The organism is Limnohabitans sp. Jir61, assembly GCF_003063545.1.
Lineage (GTDB): Bacteria > Pseudomonadota > Gammaproteobacteria > Burkholderiales > Burkholderiaceae_C > Limnohabitans.
Window position 1 is genome coordinate 500388 of record NZ_NESD01000002.1, and the last position, 16774, is coordinate 517161.

Genomic DNA, 16774 nt, shown 5'->3' on the forward strand with positions numbered 1-16774 from the left:
GAGACCCTCGGGAAAGCCCTAAGCAGAAACACTTATCAATAATTGCTCAACGGCCCTTGTTGGCGTTGCGTTTCCACATTTCCCAAGGCCGGTCCAAGTGCATATCATTCATGTCAGATGTGGCTTGGGCTTCAGCTTCCGTTAAGAAAGTGATTTCGCCCAAACGCGAAGCTTCGCTTTGCAAACGGGCATTGCTCTCGGTATAGACCCCACGGAAAACGGCTTGTTTGATGGAGTTACCCACGGTCACACTGCCATGTCCACGCATGAGGGCTACATTGGATTGACCCAACACCTTGGCCAACGACTCGCCCAAAGCTTGATTGCTGATCAGTAAATCTGTGCTTTCGCCGGCGCTATGTCGAATTTCATAGACCGGTGTCACCGCGCCTAAAAACCCACTCATGTGACAGATGGGACGTAAGCGTGCGCCCGTCACGCCAAACGGAATCACTGCTGGTGAGTGGCTGTGAATAACCGACATCACATCTGGGCGTGCTTTGTAGATGGCGCTGTGAATGAAACGCTCCACATAGGTGCGACGGCCTTGGGCATCATGCACGTTGCCATCGAGGTCGACCTCGACCATATCCTCCACTTCTACCAAAGCAGGCGCCATGCTACGCGCGATAAAAAAACGCTCTGGGTTATTTGGGTTGCGCACACTGATGTGGCCAAAGCCATCGAGCACGCCCTCATTGACCAATATGTGGTTGGCCAGTGCCAAGTCTTCTAAGTGTTGTGTTGTCATGGTGTGCTCATTATTCTGCTTTGATGCCGGCATAGGCTGCCACGCGTGCCCATCGCACCAGCTCGGCACGCATGAAGTCGGTTCCCTCTTCTGAGGTGGTGAAGAAAGGTTCAAACCCAAGTTTTTCAAACTTGGCTTTCATCTCTGGGCTTTTACCCACTTGCACAAATGCAGCATTGAGTTTTTTCACAATTGCAGGCGGCGTACCTGCTGGGGCAAACAATGCAAACCAGTTGGCCAAGTCCACGCCTTTATAACCACCTTCAGCCAGCGAAGGCACATTGGGCAACACGGGGTTACGCGTAGAAGCAGCCACTGCCAGCGCACGGATGCGTCCTTGTTGGATATACGGCAGCGCGTTTTGAATAGGGCTAAACATATAAGCCAATTGACCACCAACCAAATCGGTCATCGCTTGCGATTGACCTTTGTACGGAATGTGATTGGTCTTCGTGCCTGCTAGTTGGTTAAAAAATTCAGCATGCAAATGCTGCGGGCTCCCCATACCCGCTGTGCCGAAATTCAACTCGCCTGGGATGGCTTTCGCCAATTCAACAAACTCGCGCAAGTTGGTGGCTTTCACGGATGGATGCACCACCAGCACCGAACCTGTTTGCCCCACCAAGGTGATGGTTTGTAGGTCTTTCAACAAGTCATATGGCAACTTGCGGTACACCGCAACATTGGTGGCGATGGTGCCAGGCGAAAGAATCAAGGTGTAACCGTCAGGCTTGGCCTTGGCCACCATTTCTACGCCGATGTTGCCGCCAGCACCGAGTTTGTTTTCAATCACCACGGGTTGCCCCAGCAATTCACTCACTTTTTGCCCCAAGGTTCGGGCCAACAAGTCAGTGCCACCACCTGCTGCTACAGGTACGATGATTTGAATGGGCTTGTTGGGAAAAGTTTGTGCAAAGCAATTGCCCAAAGCGAACAATCCCGCGGAGACGGCAACAACGGTTGCGAGTAAAAGCTTCTTCATTTGGACTCCTTGGCTGAACAATTTTTATCCACGCGCGAGGCGCAAAAAAATGGCGCTCTGTGAAACAGAGCACCATTCTTATTGAGTTTCAAAGCCTTGCCATCTGATGGGGATCAAGATGGCGTCACTTGAGAGACTTTCAACTCAATTGGTCTTCATTCCCAACTTACCCAAAAGCGCTTGGTCGCGTTCCCAGTCAGGGTTACCCGTGGTGAGGAGCTTGTCACCATAGAAGATGGAATTAGCCCCTGCCATGAAGCAAAGAGTTTGAATGGCTTCACCCATCTCTTGGCGGCCAGCAGACAAACGCACACGGGCTTTAGGCATGGTGATGCGCGCCACCGCGATGGTGCGAACAAACTCCAACAAGTCCAAACTTTCAGTGCCGTGCAAAGGAGTGCCTTCGACTTGCACCAAGTTGTTGATGGGCACTGAGTCAGGATAAGGATTGAGGTTAGCCAACTGGTGCACCAACGCCGCGCGTTGAGCGCGTGACTCGCCCATACCCACGATGCCACCACTGCACACGTTCATGCCTGCTGAGCGCACGTTGTCAAGCGTGTCCAAACGGTCTTGGTACACGCGGGTGGTGATGATGTTGCCGTAGGTCTCGGGCGCAGTGTCGAGGTTGTGGTTGTAGTAGTCCAAGCCCGCGTCTTTGAGCGCATGGGCATGCTGAGCCGTCAACATACCCAAAGTGCAGCAAGCTTCTAAATTAAGGTCCTTGACCGTGCGGATCAGCTCAGCCACTTTTTCAATGTCGCGGTCTTTGGGTTCACGCCATGCAGCGCCCATGCAAAAACGGGTTGCGCCGTTTTTCTTAGCTTCTGTGGCTGCAGCTTTGACGGTTTCAACGTCGAGCAACTTGGTAGCTTCCACGCCGGTGTCGTAACGTGAGGCTTGTGGGCAATAGCCACAGTCCTCTGAGCAACCACCCGTTTTGATGGACAACAAGGTTGAGAGCTGAACTTCATTAGGATTAAAGTTCTCACGATGAACTTGCTGCGCTTTGAACATCAAGTCGTTGAAAGGCAGGTTGAACAGCTCTTCCACAGCGGCCAAAGACCACGCGTGGTCAACAACTGCAGGGGCTTGCACAGGTTTAACGAAATGAACAGGCTGTTCATTTTGCAAAGTAGATTGCATACAGAAAACTTCTAAAAAGATATCCACTAAATATAGCAACAAAAGCCAACCTAAGGCTGACGTAGGAATGGACTGGGATAATGTGCCTTTCGTGGCGAAAAGCCCTTTATTTAGATGTGAGGTTTTTTTGCAAAACACCCATTCCTCTCAGCTGGTGCAGCGCAGCCTACAAAGCGTGTGGCACCCCTGCACCCAAATGCAGCACCACGAGACCGTGCCATTGGTGGCCGTCAAACGTGGCCAAGGGGTATGGCTGTATGACGGCGACAACCGACGCTACTTAGACGCCGTGAGCTCGTGGTGGGTCAATTTGTTTGGTCATGCCAACCCACGCATCAATGCCGCCCTCAAAGACCAGCTCGATACCCTAGAACACGCCATGTTGGCGGGCTTCACGCATGAACCCGTGGTGGCGTTGTCAGAAAAACTGTCTGCCTTGACGGAGGGTGTGTTGGGCCACTGCTTTTATGCGTCAGACGGCGCATCAGCGGTAGAGATTGCGCTGAAGATGAGTTTTCACTCTTGGCGCAACCTTGGGTTGCCTGCCAAGCAAGAGTTTGTGTGCCTCAAAGGTGGTTACCACGGCGAAACCATAGGCGCATTGGCTGTCACCGATGTAGCAATTTTTCGTGATGCCTATGACGCACTGCTCAAACCCACGCACTGCCTCATGTCACCCGATGCGCGTTTGGCCTTAGACGGCGAAACCGACGACGACCAAGCCCGTCGCGCTGCCCACGAGTTAGAGCTGTTGCTGCAAGAGCGCGCTGACCACATCAGCGCCGTCATCGTTGAGCCATTGGTGCAATGTGCCAGCGGCATGGCCATGCACAGCGCTTTGTATTTACAACTGGTTCGCCAACTGTGCGACCAATACAAGGTGCACATGATTGCGGATGAAATTGCGGTGGGTTGCGGTCGCACCGGCACATTCTTTGCGTGTGAGCAAGCACACATTTGGCCTGACTTTGTGTGTTTGTCTAAAGGCATCAGCGGTGGCTATTTGCCTTTGTCGTTGGTGATGACGCGCGACAGCATTTACCAAACCTTTTACAGCGACAGCGTAGCCCGTGGCTTCTTGCATTCGCATTCATACACAGGCAACCCACTGGCATGCAGAGCTGCGCTGGCAACCTTGGCGATATTTGAAGAAGACGACGTGCTTGCACAAAACCAAGTGCGCGCCCAGCGTATGACGGCCGCACTTGAGCCGTTGAGGCAGCACAGTCACGTGAAGAACTTCCGCCAACAGGGCATGATTTGGGCTTTTGATGCACAAGTGGCTGATGCCGCAAAAGCAGCCACTTTTTCACGGCGTTTCTTTGCCACCGCACTTGAGCACGAACTGCTGATTCGTCCGATTGGTCGCACGGTGTATCTGATGCCACCCTACATTTTGAGCAACGACGAGATTGATTTGCTCGCCACACGCTTACACACCGTGTTTGAAAAAGTGGTGCACGCATGACGCACCCCTTGCTTCAAAACCTCTCCACCAAACTGGCTGACATTGATGCCCAAGGTTTGCGTCGCAAGCGCCTCAGTGCCGAGTCACCTTGCCAACCGCATTTGGTGGTGGATGGCAAACCCCTGCTGGCGTTCAACAGCAACGACTACCTAGGCTTAGCGGCCCACCCAAAAGTGGTGGAAGCGTTGAAAGAAGGTGCGTCGTTGTATGGCGCTGGCAGTGGTGCATCGCACCTCATCAGCGGGCATTTTCAGTCGCATGCGCGTTTGGAAGAAAAGCTGGCGTCCATGCTCTCGCCCCACCTTGAATCGGCACGCGCGCTTTACTTTTGCACAGGCTATATGGCCAACCTGGGCATCTTGAGCGCCTTGGCTGACAGTGCACAGGGTGACATCACTGTGTTCTCTGAGTCGCTTAACCATGCCTCGTTGATTGACGGCATTCGTCTTTCACGCAGCGCGGTGCAGCTTTACCCACACTGCGACACGCAGACCTTGAACGAGCAGCTCAAAGCTTGCACCAGCCAAACGAAAGTGGTGGTCACCGACAGTGTGTTCAGCATGGACGGCGACATTGCCCCAGTGCGCGAGCTCTTGGCTTTGTGTGAGCAGCATGGCGCTTGGCTGGTGGTCGATGACGCCCATGGCTTTGGCGTGTTGGGTGACACAGGCTGCGGTATTTTGGAGCACCTCAACCTGCGCTCGCCCAACCTCATCTACATGGGCACACTTGGCAAAGCTGCAGGCGTGGGCGGCGCGTTTGTGGCGGCGCACGACACCTTCATTGATTGGATGGTGCAACGCTCTCGCCCCTACATCTACACCACGGCAGCAGCGCCTGCATTGGCACACGCACTGCTGACCAGCCTGCGCATCATCATGGGTGACGAAGGCAAAGCGCGTCGCGCACACTTGAATGAGTTGATTCAGCAGTTCTCCACAGCGCCTATTCCCGAGGGCTGGTCACGGTTGCCATCACGCACAGCCATTCAGCCCATCATCATTGGTAGCAATGCGGACGTGCTCAAAGCCTCAGCCGACTTGCAAACACAAGGCCTTTGGATCACTGCCATTCGTGCGCCTACGGTGCCTGTGGGCACCGCGCGATTGCGCATCACACTGTCTGCAGCGCACACCACGGCTGATGTGGCGCAACTCGTCAAAGCGCTTGTCAGTGGAGGCCCAGCATGAGCGCGGCATCTCCACAGCTGCATGGCTTGCCGCCAGGTGCGTTTTCGTGCTTTGTCACAGGCACGGACACGGAAATTGGCAAAACCTTGGTATCGGCTGCACTGCTGCACATCTTGGCACTACGCGGTGTACGCGTGGCTGCCATGAAACCCATTGCAGCCGGCGCTGAATGGCGCGATGGTGCATGGCACAACGACGATGCAGACATGCTGGCAGCCAGTGCCCATGTGCAGTTACCGCAAGCTATCACCACACCTTATTTGTTTCAAACACCTGCTGCACCTCACATAGCCGCCGAGCTCGAACACACAGCCATTGACCCTGCGCACATCTTGCATTGCTTTGACCAAGTGCGTGCGCAATCAGATGCCGTGGTGGTGGAAGGCGTGGGTGGTTTTCGTGTGCCGCTCACCCACACGTTTGACACCGCAGACTTGGCCCAGCAAATCGCGCTGCCTGTCGTGCTGGTGGTGGGCATGCGCTTGGGCTGCATCAGTCAAGCCTTGCTTACGGTAGAAGCCATTCAAGCTCGCGGTCTCTCGCTCATGGGTTGGGTGGCCAATGTGGTGGATGCCAACATGAGCCACGTGGATGCCAATATTCAAGCTTTGACGCAACGCATCAAAGCACCTATGCTGGGGCACATCCCTCGTTTGACAACCCCAAGTGCGGTGCAGGCTGCACGGTTTATCCATCATGACTAACTTCAATCGACGCACCGCATTGCAAGGCATGGGCTGCACATTGGCCAGTGCCGTTTCGACTACCGTATTTGCCAGCACCAACGATAAATTTCCTAACAAAAGCATCACCCTGATTGCGCCTTGGCCGCCAGGTGGCGGCAGCGACGCGGTGATGCGCGCCTTTGCAGAAAGTGCAAGCCGCGCCCTGGGTGTGCAAGTGATCATCGATAACAAACCGGGCGCAGGCGGCACATTGGGGGCCACGGCCATGCTCAGCGCCAAGCCTGATGGCTATACAGTGACCCAGTTGCCACTGGGGGTCTACCGTTTGCCGCACATGCAAAAAACGCCCTACAACCCCGTGAAGGATTTAACCCACATCGTAGGCCTGACTGGATATACCTTTGGCATCGTTGCCAATGCGGACGTGCCATTCAAAACACTCAACGACATGGTGGCTTATGCCAAGGCCAATCCAGGCAAGTTGGAATATGGCAGCACAGGCACGGGGACAACGCCGCATTTGGCTGTGGAAGAGTTTGCGAACAAGGCTGGTATCGAGCTCAATCACATTCCCTACAAGGGGTCTGCCGAGTTGATGCAAGCCATCTTGGGTGGGCAAATTCGCTTGATGTGCGCCATTCCTGAATACATGCCTTGGGTGAAAGAGGGCAAATTGCGTGTATTGGCCACACTGGGCCGCAGCAGAAGCAAGCTCACACCCGATGTGCCAACCGTCAAAGAGTGCGGATGGGACACCATCAGCGAGTCCCCGTTTGGCATTGGCGGCCCCAAGAACATGGACCCCACCATCGTTCGAGTGCTGCACGACGCCTTCAAGAAAACTTTGGATGACCCCAAGGTCTTAGAGACACTCGACAAATATGCTCAGCCCGTGATCTACATGAGCACTGAAGATTACACACGCTATGCCGTACAAACCTATGAGGCTGAAAAACTCAACATTGAACGACTTGGCATGACCCGAAAATCACCGTGACCTAGGCGACAACGACAGTCATTGAATATCCATACGAAAAAACCTCCATCACGCATGAATGTGATGGAGGTTTTTGACTTTTAAATGCTTAGCTGGCTCTTAGCCAGCATCAGAATTAAAAGCGGTAGCCAACGCCTACGCCGACCAATGTTGGATCAAGTTTGAGCGTGCCTGCCTTCGCGCCGCTTGCGTACACATCTGATTGAATTTGGACTTTCTTCACATCGAAGTTGAAAGACAGTTGCTTCGTCAATGGCACGTCCACGCCAGCTTGCAATGCAAAGCCGTAGCTGTGGTTATCCAAACCATAAGTACCCAAGCTGACTTTCGTGATTTTTGTGAAATTCAGGCCAGCGCCCACATAGGGTGTGTAGCCAGAAAAATCTGTGAAGTGGTATTGCGCAGTCAGTGTGGGTGGCAAAGCTTTGAAAGTGCCCACGTCGCTCGCTGCAGCCACAACTTTCATTTGTTGTGGGACAGTCAAAATCAGCTCTGCAGACACGTTCTTGTTGAAGTAATAAGAAATATCCACTTCAGGAATTGCTTTGTTTTGTACGCCAAGTCCAGCAACGGGTGTCGCGTTGTTGTTTGTCATATGCATGTTCACAGCACGAGCACGAACCAACCATGGGCTCTCTTGTGCAGCAACTTGACCAGCAACCAACATACCCACAGCAGCGGCGACGATAATTTTTTTCATGATGTATTTCCTTAGCGTGACTCGGGTCTATTCCCGTGCTATTGATTTCACTGCAACCCCGCACACCAAGGCTTGATGCACATCAAACCATCTGCCAGCATCTATTGATGCAAGTCAACATCTCAACATCCATAAGAAAACCCCACCACTCTTTCGAGTGGTGGGGTTTGAACTTTTAATCCTTAACTGACTTAGCCAGCGCGAGAATTAGAAGCGGTAACCGATACGGATAATGTAATCTGTTGTATTAAGTTTCACTGCACCTGTTGTAGTTCCGCCTTGGTATGGACCCAAAGTTTTTCCAACAAATGTTGCATCTGTTTTAACAGGGATGTAGGACACAGAGCCATTGATGCTCCACTTGTCATCAATGTTGTAAACAGCACCAGCGTTATAGACAGGAGCCCATGACGAACTGAAATTGGCAGATGTTCCACCTAAAATTGTCACAGTACCACCATCATTTAATGTTGAGACATTGTGGAATGAGACTCGGGAGATACCAAAACCCAAGTATGGGCGCCACTTATCTTGTGGCGTTGCGTAAAAATACTTAGCTACTGCAGTCGGGGTCCAGATTTTCATCTTGGCTGCGTCGGGATGGCCTGTACCGTTGGCGGTTAAAGTTTGTGAGAACTCGGCAGGTATGCCAAGTGTAAATTCACCACCAATATTATCTGTGTACATGTGCAACAGGCCAATTGACACAGTGGCTTTTGCGCCGACATCGGCAGTTGTGCCCGGCAAGATAGCACCCATATTGCCCGTAGTACTCAAAGCTCCAACATCCGCACGTGGGCTAATATAAGCCAAGCCAAGCCCGACAATGTTGTCCCCAGCCTTCTGTGCAAATGCGCCTGTTGCAGCAACCAAAGCAGCGCAAGCCAAAACGATTTTTGTCATTGATGTCATATTTGTCTCCAATATATTGATCTTTTAAATTGAAAAAGCCCCACCACTTTTGCAAGGGATGGGGCTTTGGGTCTTTTTAATATCCTTAACTAGCTTACGCTAGCGTGGGAATTAGAAAGAGTGGCGAACGCCAACACCGTATTGGTATTGTTGTGCGTCAGCGGCACTGTTAGTGGTAGCTTGAGCTGTGTATTTAGTCTTGACATACAAAGCGTACACGTTTGTGCGCTTGCTCAATTCTTTAACCACGATCAAGTCATAAGCAGAGGTCTTGTATGCATCTGCACCACCTTGGCTCAACATGCCGGTTGCATAACCGCCCATCACGTTCACACCAGCAGCAACTGGAACTGCAACTGAGTACAAGGTTTGACCAGATTTAATGTCCTTGGCTGTTGAAGCTAAAGCATTGGTTTCGTAAGTACCACGGTTGACACCGAAATTAGCGAATCCAGCATTGTATTGAGCACCAGCAACGCGGTTTGTGATGTTCATCAATGTGCCTGCAGCCAGTGCTGTTGCGCCAACGCGGTCGTTCCCGCCGCCCAACACGTCAACCAACATTGTTTGACCGCCAGTTGCTGCGATAGCGCCAACGCTTTCGTACTTCGTTTGAGCGATACCAGCTTTCAATGGACCGTTCACGTAATCAACAGCCAAAGAGTTGGCGCTGTTTGTTTTTGAAGTACCCGCAACTGTAGAGTCACCAGTAACTGCCTTACCTTCGTTACGGATTGCACGCAGAGTTACACCGCTAAATGTTGGAGACACATAACCGATAGCGTTAGCCAAGCGAGGTTGACCGCCTGTGTAACCGTACTTCAACAAGTTAGAAGCGCCAACCACGTTGTTGGTGCCGCCAGTAGCAGAAGAACCAGCAACTGCGCCAGATGTCGCATCGTGCAATGCGTACTGTGTACCAACGTTAACTGTACCCAAAGTGTTCTTTGACAAGCTCAAGAAACCTTGACGCACGTTAGCCAAGCCAGCTTGACCGATTGCGCTTTCCTTAGTCAGGGCGTCAGCGTTGGCATCGTTAGCGGTATTAGCGGTACCAATACCTGTCAAGTTAACGCCGTATTCGATCACGAAACCTGCATTCAAACCGTTGCCGAGGTCTTCCTTGCCGCGGAAACCGATACGTGAACCGTTCAGGTTACCAGAACCGTTAGCAGAGTTAGCACCAGCGCCAACAGAAGTTTGAGTGATTTTAGCTGTGCCATCAGACACGATTTTGTTATAGCCCATGTCGATGATGCCATAGAGCTCAACGCTAGATTGAGCCATTGCGCCAGTAGCGGCGGCGAGTGCTGCGATAGCAACGAGGGTTTTTTTCATTTCAAGGTTCTCCAAGGTTTGAACAGGGGCTTTTGGTTTACCCAAAGCCAACCTCCGTTTTCGGGAAGTTGGGTGTATTGAAACAGAGGCTTGTGCAATGTTCTATGACAAGCCTTAAAAATAGGGGTTTTGTGTTGCACCCTTGCAACACAAATGCCTCAAACCCATCGCAAACCCTCAGAAATCGAGGATTTCCACAAAGACACAAAGTCTGACCTAGGTCAGCACGGCCCGTGGGCTGGAGAACTTAAACTGCACGTCATGGATGCCCTACTTACCGCCGCCGACAGCGCCTTGCGCACCGTCTTTGCCCGCCACCACGCCAATCGGCCCACCCCCATGTGGGCGGCCGAGGTACCCACGCCTGCCCCACTGACCGAAAGCCAAAAGGCCGAAGCCGCAGCCCTGATGCGCGTGAACCATGTGGGTGAGGTGTGCGCCCAAGCGCTTTACACCGCGCAGGCTTTAGCCACAAAGAACGACGCATTGCGCCAGCACCTGACCACGGCCTGTAACGAAGAAACCGACCACTTGGCTTGGTGCGAGCAGCGCCTGCACGAGCTAGGCGGGCGCACCAGCTTGCTCAACCCACTTTGGTACGCAGGCTCGTTTGCGATTGGCTACGCAGCCGCCAAGCTGGGCGGCGACCGAATGAGCCTAGGTTTTGTGGTGGAGACCGAGCGTCAGGTCGAAGCACACTTAGAAAGCCACCTAGGCCTGTTGCCCGCAAACGATGGCCCCAGCCGCGCCATCGTGGCTCAAATGAAAACCGATGAAGCGCAGCACGCCAAAGAGGCGTTGGCTGCGGGTGCGGCTGAGCTGCCTGCGCCCTTCAAGGCCATGATGCAAGTAGCCGCCAAGGTCATGACCACCGTGGCGCACCGCATCTAAACCTTGCTTTAAGTCTGTTAAGCCTCGACCAACTCAAAGCTGGTGGTGATTTCAGCAGTTTTGCCCAGCATGATGCTCGCCGAGCAGTATTTGTCATGACTCATGGCAATGGCACGCTCTACCGCGCTGGCTGGCACGCCTTGGCCCGTCACGGTGAAATGCATATTGATCTTGGTGAACACCTTGGGGTCTTCGGTGGCGCGTTCGCTGACGATCTTCACGCTGCAGCCTTGCACGTTGTGACGGCCGCGCTTCAAGATGAGCACCACGTCATACGCGGTGCAGCCGCCGGTTCCTGCCAATAGCAACTCCATCGGACGTGGCGCTAAGTTTTGACCGCCGTTCTCGGGCTTGGCGGCATCGGGTGCGCCGTCCATCGCCACCACATGGCCGCTGCCTGTTTCTGCAATAAAGCCCATGCCTGAGCGGGTGCCAGAGTTACCAGTCCAGCTGACGGTGCATTCCATGTTGATCTCCAAATAATTTCTAGTGCAATTGTCTGCGAAATGTTGCGCCGCAACAAAAATTGCATACACTAGGGGCTTGTCTCCTCCACCCTCAAAAGTGGATTCAGCCCCAAGTTGCAAAACTTGGGGTTTTTTTTCGCCATTTCGCATAAGAGACAATCACCCCATGTCTACCCGCACCCCCAAAGCGCGCGCCCTGCAGCCCGCCGATTACCTGAAAAAAATCTTGACCGCCCGCGTGTACGACGTGGCCGTTGAATCTGCGCTGGAGGTGGCCAAGAACCTGAGCCGCCGCATTCACAACACCGTGCTCTTGAAGCGCGAAGACCAGCAGCCCGTGCACAGCTTCAAGCTGCGCGGTGCGTACAACAAGATGGCGCACCTCACGCCAGCCCAGCTGAAAAAAGGCGTCATTTGCGCCTCTGCCGGTAACCACGCCCAAGGCGTGGCACTGGGTGCCAAACGCCTAGGCACCAAAGCCATCATCGTCATGCCCACCACCACGCCCAGCGTGAAGATTGAAGCCGTCAAGGCTTTGGGCGGCGAGGTGGTGTTGGCGGGCGACAGCTATTCAGACGCCTACACCCACGCCCTCACGCTCGAAAAGAAAAACGGCATGACGTTTGTGCACCCGTTTGATGACCCCGATGTCATTGCTGGCCAAGGCACGATTGCCATGGAAATGCTGCGCCAGTTGCAAGGCTTGAACTTGCACCAACTCGACGCAGTGTTTGTGGCGATTGGCGGCGGCGGCCTGATCAGCGGCGTGGCCAACTACATCAAGGCCGTGCGCCCCGAGATCAAAGTGATTGGCGTGCAAATGGACGACTCGTCGGCCATGATGCAATCGGTGCAAAAAGGCAAACGCATCACGCTCAACGACGTGGGCTTGTTCTCCGATGGCACAGCGGTGAAGCTGGTGGGCGAAGAGACCTACCGCGTGTCTAAAAACTTAGTCGATAGCTTCATCACGGTGGATACGGATGCTGTGTGCGCCGCCATCAAAGACGTGTTTGTGGACACCCGCAGCATCGTTGAACCCGCAGGCGCATTGGCTGTAGCCGCGATCAAGCAATACGTGGCCGAGCACAAAACCAAGGGCGAAACCTACGCCGCCATTTTGTGCGGCGCGAACATGAACTTCGATCGCTTGCGCTTTGTGGCTGAACGTGCCGAGGTGGGTGAAGAACGCGAAGCTTTGTTTGCCGTGACCATCCCCGAGCAGCCCGGCAGCCTGCGCCGCTTTTGCGAGCTGATTGGCAAGCTGCCCAGTTTTGGCGGCAGCAAGTCGCCCCGCAACGTCACCGAGTTCAATTACCGCATGAGCGACCAAGCCAAGGCCCACGTGTTTGTGGGTTTGACCACGGGCGTCAAAGGCGAAAGCAGCAAGATTGCGAGCCACTTCACCAAGAGTGGTTTCGATTCGATTGACCTCACACACGACGAGCTGGCCAAAGAGCACATCCGCCACATGGTGGGTGGGCATTCGTCATTGGCACACGAAGAACGCATCTTGCGTTTTGAGTTTCCAGAGCGCCCAGGTGCGTTGATGAAGTTCTTGCTGGCCATGCGCCCGGGCTGGAACATCAGCCTGTTCCACTACCGCAACCAAGGCGCGGACTACGGCCGCATCTTGATGGGCTTGCAAGTGCCAAAGGCCGACAACAAAGCGTTCACCGCTTTCTTGGATGGTTTGGGTTATCCGTATGTGGAAGAAACGCAAAACCCAGCGTATCGCTTGTTCTTGCAGCGCTGAAACGCTCAGACGAAAACGAAAAAAGGGTAGCTTAGCTACCCTTTTTTAATGCCATTCAGCCAACTTAGGAGGCTGCTTATTTTTTGGCTGGCAATTCCAACACCAAAGTTTGCGGGCCATCCATCGCCACACCAAGGTTCACGCGACGACCTTCGGCTGATTGCAGCACCAAACCATCGGCCACCATAGCGCCCACACGGTAGGGTTTGGCGGGTTTGCCATCCACCACGATGAGGGCGGCACCAGCATCAGGCCCGCCAGCCATCACACCTTGCAATTGAAAACGGCTGGCCAATGTGGGCGCAGCCGCAGTTTGCACTGGCGCAGCGCCTAGGGTGCGGGCGGCGGCAGACACATCGATCTCTGGCGATGACTGCGCGACAGCGGTTGCATTGCCGGGCGCAGCGCCTGTGGCCGACCAACGCAAACCCCAGGTGACCGCACTGAACGCGACAGCGCCCCAAACCAGCAAGGATGCAGCAGGCAACATCAAGCGCGACGAAGCGCTAAGAGCAGTGGCAAATGAAGGTCTATGTCGAAGCATCAGCGGATTATGATTGATCATTGATAAAAAATTTTTGAAATGCCAGATATGCAAGCCCAACAAACCGCCCCAAAAGCCAAACGCCAACGTGGCTTCACGCTGATTGAACTGATGGTGGTGCTCGCCATTATTGGCGTGCTCGCTGCACTCGTGGTACCCAACGTGCTCAACCGTGCGGACGATGCACGTGTGACCGCCGCCAAAACCGACGTGGGAAACCTGATGAACGCGCTCAAGCTCTACCGCTTGGACAACCAAAACTACCCCACCGCCGAGCAAGGCCTGAACGCTTTGGTGGTCAAGCCCACGGCTGGCCCCACGCCTCTCAACTGGAAGCCCTACATCGACAAGCTGCCGAACGACCCATGGGGCCGTCCCTACCAATACATGAACCCCGGCGTGAAGGGTGAAGTGGATGTGCTGTCACTCGGCGCTGACGGCCAACCCGGCGGCGAAGGCAAAAACGCCGACCTCGGCAGCTGGCAATAAAACACGCGACATTACCAGCCATGCAGCGCCAGCGCGGCCTCACCTTGTTGGAGCTGTTGGTGGTGCTGGCCATCATTGGCTTCGCTATGGCCGGTGTGAGTTTGTCACTGCGAAACAGCAGCCAAACTCAACTAGAGCAAGAAGCACAACGGTTGGTGGCCATACTCGAAGCCGCCCGAGCGCAATCGCGCACCAGTGGCGTCGCTTTGCTTTGGCAAGCTACGCCTGAAGGCTTTGTCATTCGGCCAGCCTCTGGCAACCCAAACAGCCCCATTGCAGCGCGAACCGAAACTTGGTCAACGACAGGCACACAAGCCACCGTCAACACAACCACTCCGTCCGCAAACAATGCAACCCCAGCCAATTTGGTGGTGCTCGGTCCCGAACCCATGTTGGCTCCTACACGGATCACACTGAGCATGGCGACGGCCAGCAACACGAAGCCCGCACCGTCCCTGACCATTGGCACAGACGGGCTCAAACCTTTTCAAGTGTTGCCATGAAACAGCGCGGTTTCACACTGATTGAGGTCTTGGTGGCGCTCGCCATCGTGGCCATCGCCTTGATGAGTGGGCTCAAGGTCAGCGGCGCGCTCACGCGCAACGCGCAACGCCAAGCCGATGTGCTGCTCGCGCAAATTTGCGCCGACAACGCCTTGAACCAACTGCGCCTCTCCCAACAGCTACCGAGCGTTGGCGACTCGCGCGTACCCTGCCCCCAAGCTGAGCGCAACTTTGAATTGGCGTTGACCGTGCGCAGCACGCCCAACCCCGCGTTTCGACGCGTAGACGCGCAAGTGTTTGATGCGGCCACGCCCGTACTCAACATCACCACCGTGCTGGGGCGTTACTGATGCACAAGCAACGCGGCTTCACGCTCATCGAGTTGCTCATCGCCATCACCCTCATGGCGGTGCTGGCAGGTTTGAGCTGGCGTGGGCTTGACAGCCTCATGCGCAGCCGCGACATCACACAAGCGCAGGTCGACAAAACTGCCGTGTTGCAAACCGTGCTCGCTCAATGGCAGGCCGATCTGAATGCCGTGCAACCTGTACCCAATATTGCGGAGGTTGGCGTGCAATGGGATGGCCGCACATTGCGCCTTACTCGCCACGCCACCGCGTGGCGTGCCGACGGCTCAGACGCTGGCATGTGGGTGGTGGCATGGACGCTGCGCGGTGACCAATGGCTGCGTTGGCAATCGCCCCCAACGCAAACGCGTGCAGCGTTACAACAAGCTTGGGCACAAGCCGAACGCTGGGGCCAAAACCCCAGCAGCGATGACGCCGCATTTGAAACCAGCCTGATCCCGCTGGAGGCATGGCAACTGACCTACTTCCGTGGCAATGCATGGACCAACCCTTTGTCGAGCAGCAGCAATACGACTGGCCAAAGCGCGTTACCCGACGCCATACGCCTGCAAATTGACCTCCCCGCCAGCACCGGCATGCGCGGACGCATTACCCTCGACTGGGTGCGTTCCAACTTCAGCAACACCAAAACATGAAGCGCGCAGCCTACTCTCAACAACGCGGCGCAGCCCTGCTGGCCGCCATGCTCACCGTGGCTTTGGTGGCGACGTTTGCGGCAGGTGCACTTTGGCAGCAATGGAAATCTATTGAGGTTGAAAGTGCAGAACGTCAACGCACACAAGCGCGCTGGCTGTTGACCGGCGCATTGGACTGGGCACGTGTCATCTTGCGTGAAGATACGCGCGCGGGCGATGCCAATGCACCCACTGACCACCTTGCTGAGCCTTGGGCCGTGCCACTGCAAGAGGCTCGTTTGTCTAGCTTTTTAGCGGCTCTGCCCGATGGCACGGGTAGCAGCGCTGAAGAAGAAAAGTTCACCCAACAAGTTCTGCTTTCAGGTCAGATCAATGATTTACAAGGCCGTCTCAACGTGGCCAATCTGTTGCAAGGCGAACAACTCGATGGAAAAACAGTCATTGCCTTTGAGCGCTTGTTTGACACCTTGGGCGTAGCTCCTGCACAACTCAACTTACTGACCCAAGGTCTGCTGAACGCACAAAAGTACAACAGCAGTTCGCCGCTCATGCCCAAACGTGTGGAACAACTCAGCTGGTTTGGCGTGTCTCCACAAACGCTGCAAATGCTCAGCCCTCACATCACACTCCTGCCGATGCGAACACCCGTGAACCTCAACACGGCCAGCTTGCAAGTGCTGTATGCCAGCGTGCCAGGACTTGGCCTGTCAGATGCCAAACGTTTGATTCAACAGCGCGAGCGTCAACACTGGGGCACGGTGGACGCGTTTCAAAAGGCCTTGGGCCGCCCCATTAACCTAGATGGTAGTCACAGCGTGAGCACGCAATATTTTGAAGTCTTGGGACGCTTGCGCATGCCACAAACCACCCTGCAAGAGCGGTCTTTGGTGGTACGCGACGGGCAGGATTTGAAGGTGCTTTGGCGCGATTCAGGCTCTCTACAATGAGCTT

The 16774-nt window shown here is 54.6% G+C and carries 19 protein-coding genes; 11 read left to right on the plus strand and 8 right to left on the minus strand.

Annotated features, from left to right (window positions below; translation table 11 throughout):
• Positions 1–46 precede the first annotated feature (46 nt).
• From B9Z35_RS08735 to bioB, 3 genes are all read right to left on the minus strand, one after another.
• Entirely contained in the window at positions 47–751 is a 705-nt protein-coding gene (locus B9Z35_RS08735) for a class II aldolase/adducin family protein (protein ID WP_108283296.1), read from the minus strand.
• Positions 752–761: 10 nt separating this feature from the next.
• Positions 762–1733, minus strand: coding sequence for a tripartite tricarboxylate transporter substrate binding protein (locus tag B9Z35_RS08740; RefSeq protein ID WP_108283297.1), 972 nt, complete (start codon positions 1731–1733; stop codon positions 762–764).
• A 144-nt stretch (positions 1734–1877) separates the two neighbouring features.
• Positions 1878–2879, minus strand: a complete 1002-nt coding sequence (bioB, locus tag B9Z35_RS08745; protein WP_108283298.1) for a biotin synthase BioB — start codon at positions 2877–2879, stop codon at positions 1878–1880.
• Positions 2880–3006: 127 nt separating this feature from the next.
• On the opposite strand from bioB, the gene bioA reads away from it, so the two are divergent.
• From bioA to B9Z35_RS08765, 4 genes are read left to right on the plus strand one after another with little or no spacing between them, the layout of a single operon-like run.
• A complete protein-coding gene (bioA, locus tag B9Z35_RS08750; protein WP_255416684.1) occupies positions 3007–4347 on the plus strand; it encodes an adenosylmethionine--8-amino-7-oxononanoate transaminase in 1341 nt (446 codons plus the stop codon).
• Positions 4344–5537, plus strand: a complete 1194-nt coding sequence (gene bioF / locus B9Z35_RS08755) for an 8-amino-7-oxononanoate synthase (protein ID WP_108283300.1) — start codon at positions 4344–4346, stop codon at positions 5535–5537. The genes bioA and bioF overlap by 4 nt, the downstream gene beginning before the upstream one ends.
• Entirely contained in the window at positions 5534–6241 is a 708-nt protein-coding gene (gene bioD, locus B9Z35_RS08760) for a dethiobiotin synthase (protein WP_108283301.1), read from the plus strand. The genes bioF and bioD overlap by 4 nt, the downstream gene beginning before the upstream one ends.
• On the plus strand, positions 6234–7220 hold the full coding sequence (locus tag B9Z35_RS08765; protein WP_108283302.1) for a tripartite tricarboxylate transporter substrate binding protein: 987 nt from the start codon (positions 6234–6236) through the stop codon (positions 7218–7220). Before bioD ends, B9Z35_RS08765 begins: the two co-directional genes overlap by 8 nt.
• Positions 7221–7335: 115 nt before the next feature.
• Here the strand turns inward: B9Z35_RS08765 and B9Z35_RS08770 are convergent, their stop codons facing one another.
• From B9Z35_RS08770 to B9Z35_RS08780, 3 genes are all read right to left on the minus strand, one after another.
• Positions 7336–7920, minus strand: a complete 585-nt coding sequence (locus B9Z35_RS08770) for an OmpW family protein (protein WP_108283303.1) — start codon at positions 7918–7920, stop codon at positions 7336–7338.
• 207 nt (positions 7921–8127) lie between these two features.
• Entirely contained in the window at positions 8128–8832 is a 705-nt protein-coding gene (locus B9Z35_RS08775; RefSeq protein WP_108283304.1) for an OmpW family protein, read from the minus strand.
• 111 nt (positions 8833–8943) lie between these two features.
• The gene (locus B9Z35_RS08780) at positions 8944–10170 is read right to left on the minus strand and encodes a porin (RefSeq protein WP_146178981.1); all 1227 of its coding nucleotides are present in this window, start codon (positions 10168–10170) and stop codon (positions 8944–8946) included.
• A gap of 261 nt (positions 10171–10431) precedes the next feature.
• On the opposite strand from B9Z35_RS08780, the gene coq7 reads away from it, so the two are divergent.
• Positions 10432–11061 carry a 2-polyprenyl-3-methyl-6-methoxy-1,4-benzoquinone monooxygenase gene (gene coq7 / locus B9Z35_RS08785; RefSeq protein WP_108283528.1) on the plus strand — a complete coding sequence of 210 codons (630 nt, stop codon included), beginning with the start codon at positions 10432–10434 and terminating at the stop codon, positions 11059–11061.
• Positions 11062–11078: 17 nt separating this feature from the next.
• Here the strand turns inward: coq7 and B9Z35_RS08790 are convergent, their stop codons facing one another.
• Positions 11079–11528: an OsmC family protein gene (locus B9Z35_RS08790; RefSeq protein WP_108283529.1), complete on the minus strand. Its 450-nt coding sequence runs from the start codon at positions 11526–11528 to the stop codon at positions 11079–11081.
• A gap of 166 nt (positions 11529–11694) precedes the next feature.
• On the opposite strand from B9Z35_RS08790, the gene ilvA reads away from it, so the two are divergent.
• A complete protein-coding gene (gene ilvA, locus B9Z35_RS08795; protein ID WP_108283306.1) occupies positions 11695–13284 on the plus strand; it encodes a threonine ammonia-lyase, biosynthetic in 1590 nt (529 codons plus the stop codon).
• Between the two features lie 76 nt (positions 13285–13360).
• Here the strand turns inward: ilvA and B9Z35_RS08800 are convergent, their stop codons facing one another.
• On the minus strand, positions 13361–13849 hold the full coding sequence (locus B9Z35_RS08800; RefSeq protein ID WP_233246522.1) for a general secretion pathway protein C: 489 nt from the start codon (positions 13847–13849) through the stop codon (positions 13361–13363).
• Between the two features lie 27 nt (positions 13850–13876).
• Here B9Z35_RS08800 and gspG point away from each other — a divergent pair, with 27 nt between their 5' ends.
• From gspG to gspK, 5 genes are read left to right on the plus strand one after another with little or no spacing between them, the layout of a single operon-like run.
• A complete protein-coding gene (gspG, locus tag B9Z35_RS08805; protein ID WP_108283308.1) occupies positions 13877–14317 on the plus strand; it encodes a type II secretion system major pseudopilin GspG in 441 nt (146 codons plus the stop codon).
• A 20-nt stretch (positions 14318–14337) separates the two neighbouring features.
• Positions 14338–14820 (plus strand): prepilin-type N-terminal cleavage/methylation domain-containing protein, encoded by a 483-nt coding sequence (locus B9Z35_RS08810; protein ID WP_108283309.1) that lies wholly within the window; start codon positions 14338–14340, stop codon positions 14818–14820.
• Positions 14817–15170: a type II secretion system minor pseudopilin GspI gene (gene gspI / locus B9Z35_RS08815; RefSeq protein ID WP_108283310.1), complete on the plus strand. Its 354-nt coding sequence runs from the start codon at positions 14817–14819 to the stop codon at positions 15168–15170. Before B9Z35_RS08810 ends, gspI begins: the two co-directional genes overlap by 4 nt.
• Positions 15170–15823 carry a type II secretion system protein J gene (locus tag B9Z35_RS08820; RefSeq protein ID WP_108283311.1) on the plus strand — a complete coding sequence of 218 codons (654 nt, stop codon included), beginning with the start codon at positions 15170–15172 and terminating at the stop codon, positions 15821–15823. Before gspI ends, B9Z35_RS08820 begins: the two co-directional genes overlap by 1 nt.
• The gene (gene gspK, locus B9Z35_RS08825; protein WP_108283312.1) at positions 15820–16770 is read left to right on the plus strand and encodes a type II secretion system minor pseudopilin GspK; all 951 of its coding nucleotides are present in this window, start codon (positions 15820–15822) and stop codon (positions 16768–16770) included. The genes B9Z35_RS08820 and gspK overlap by 4 nt, the downstream gene beginning before the upstream one ends.
• Positions 16771–16774 lie beyond the last annotated feature (4 nt).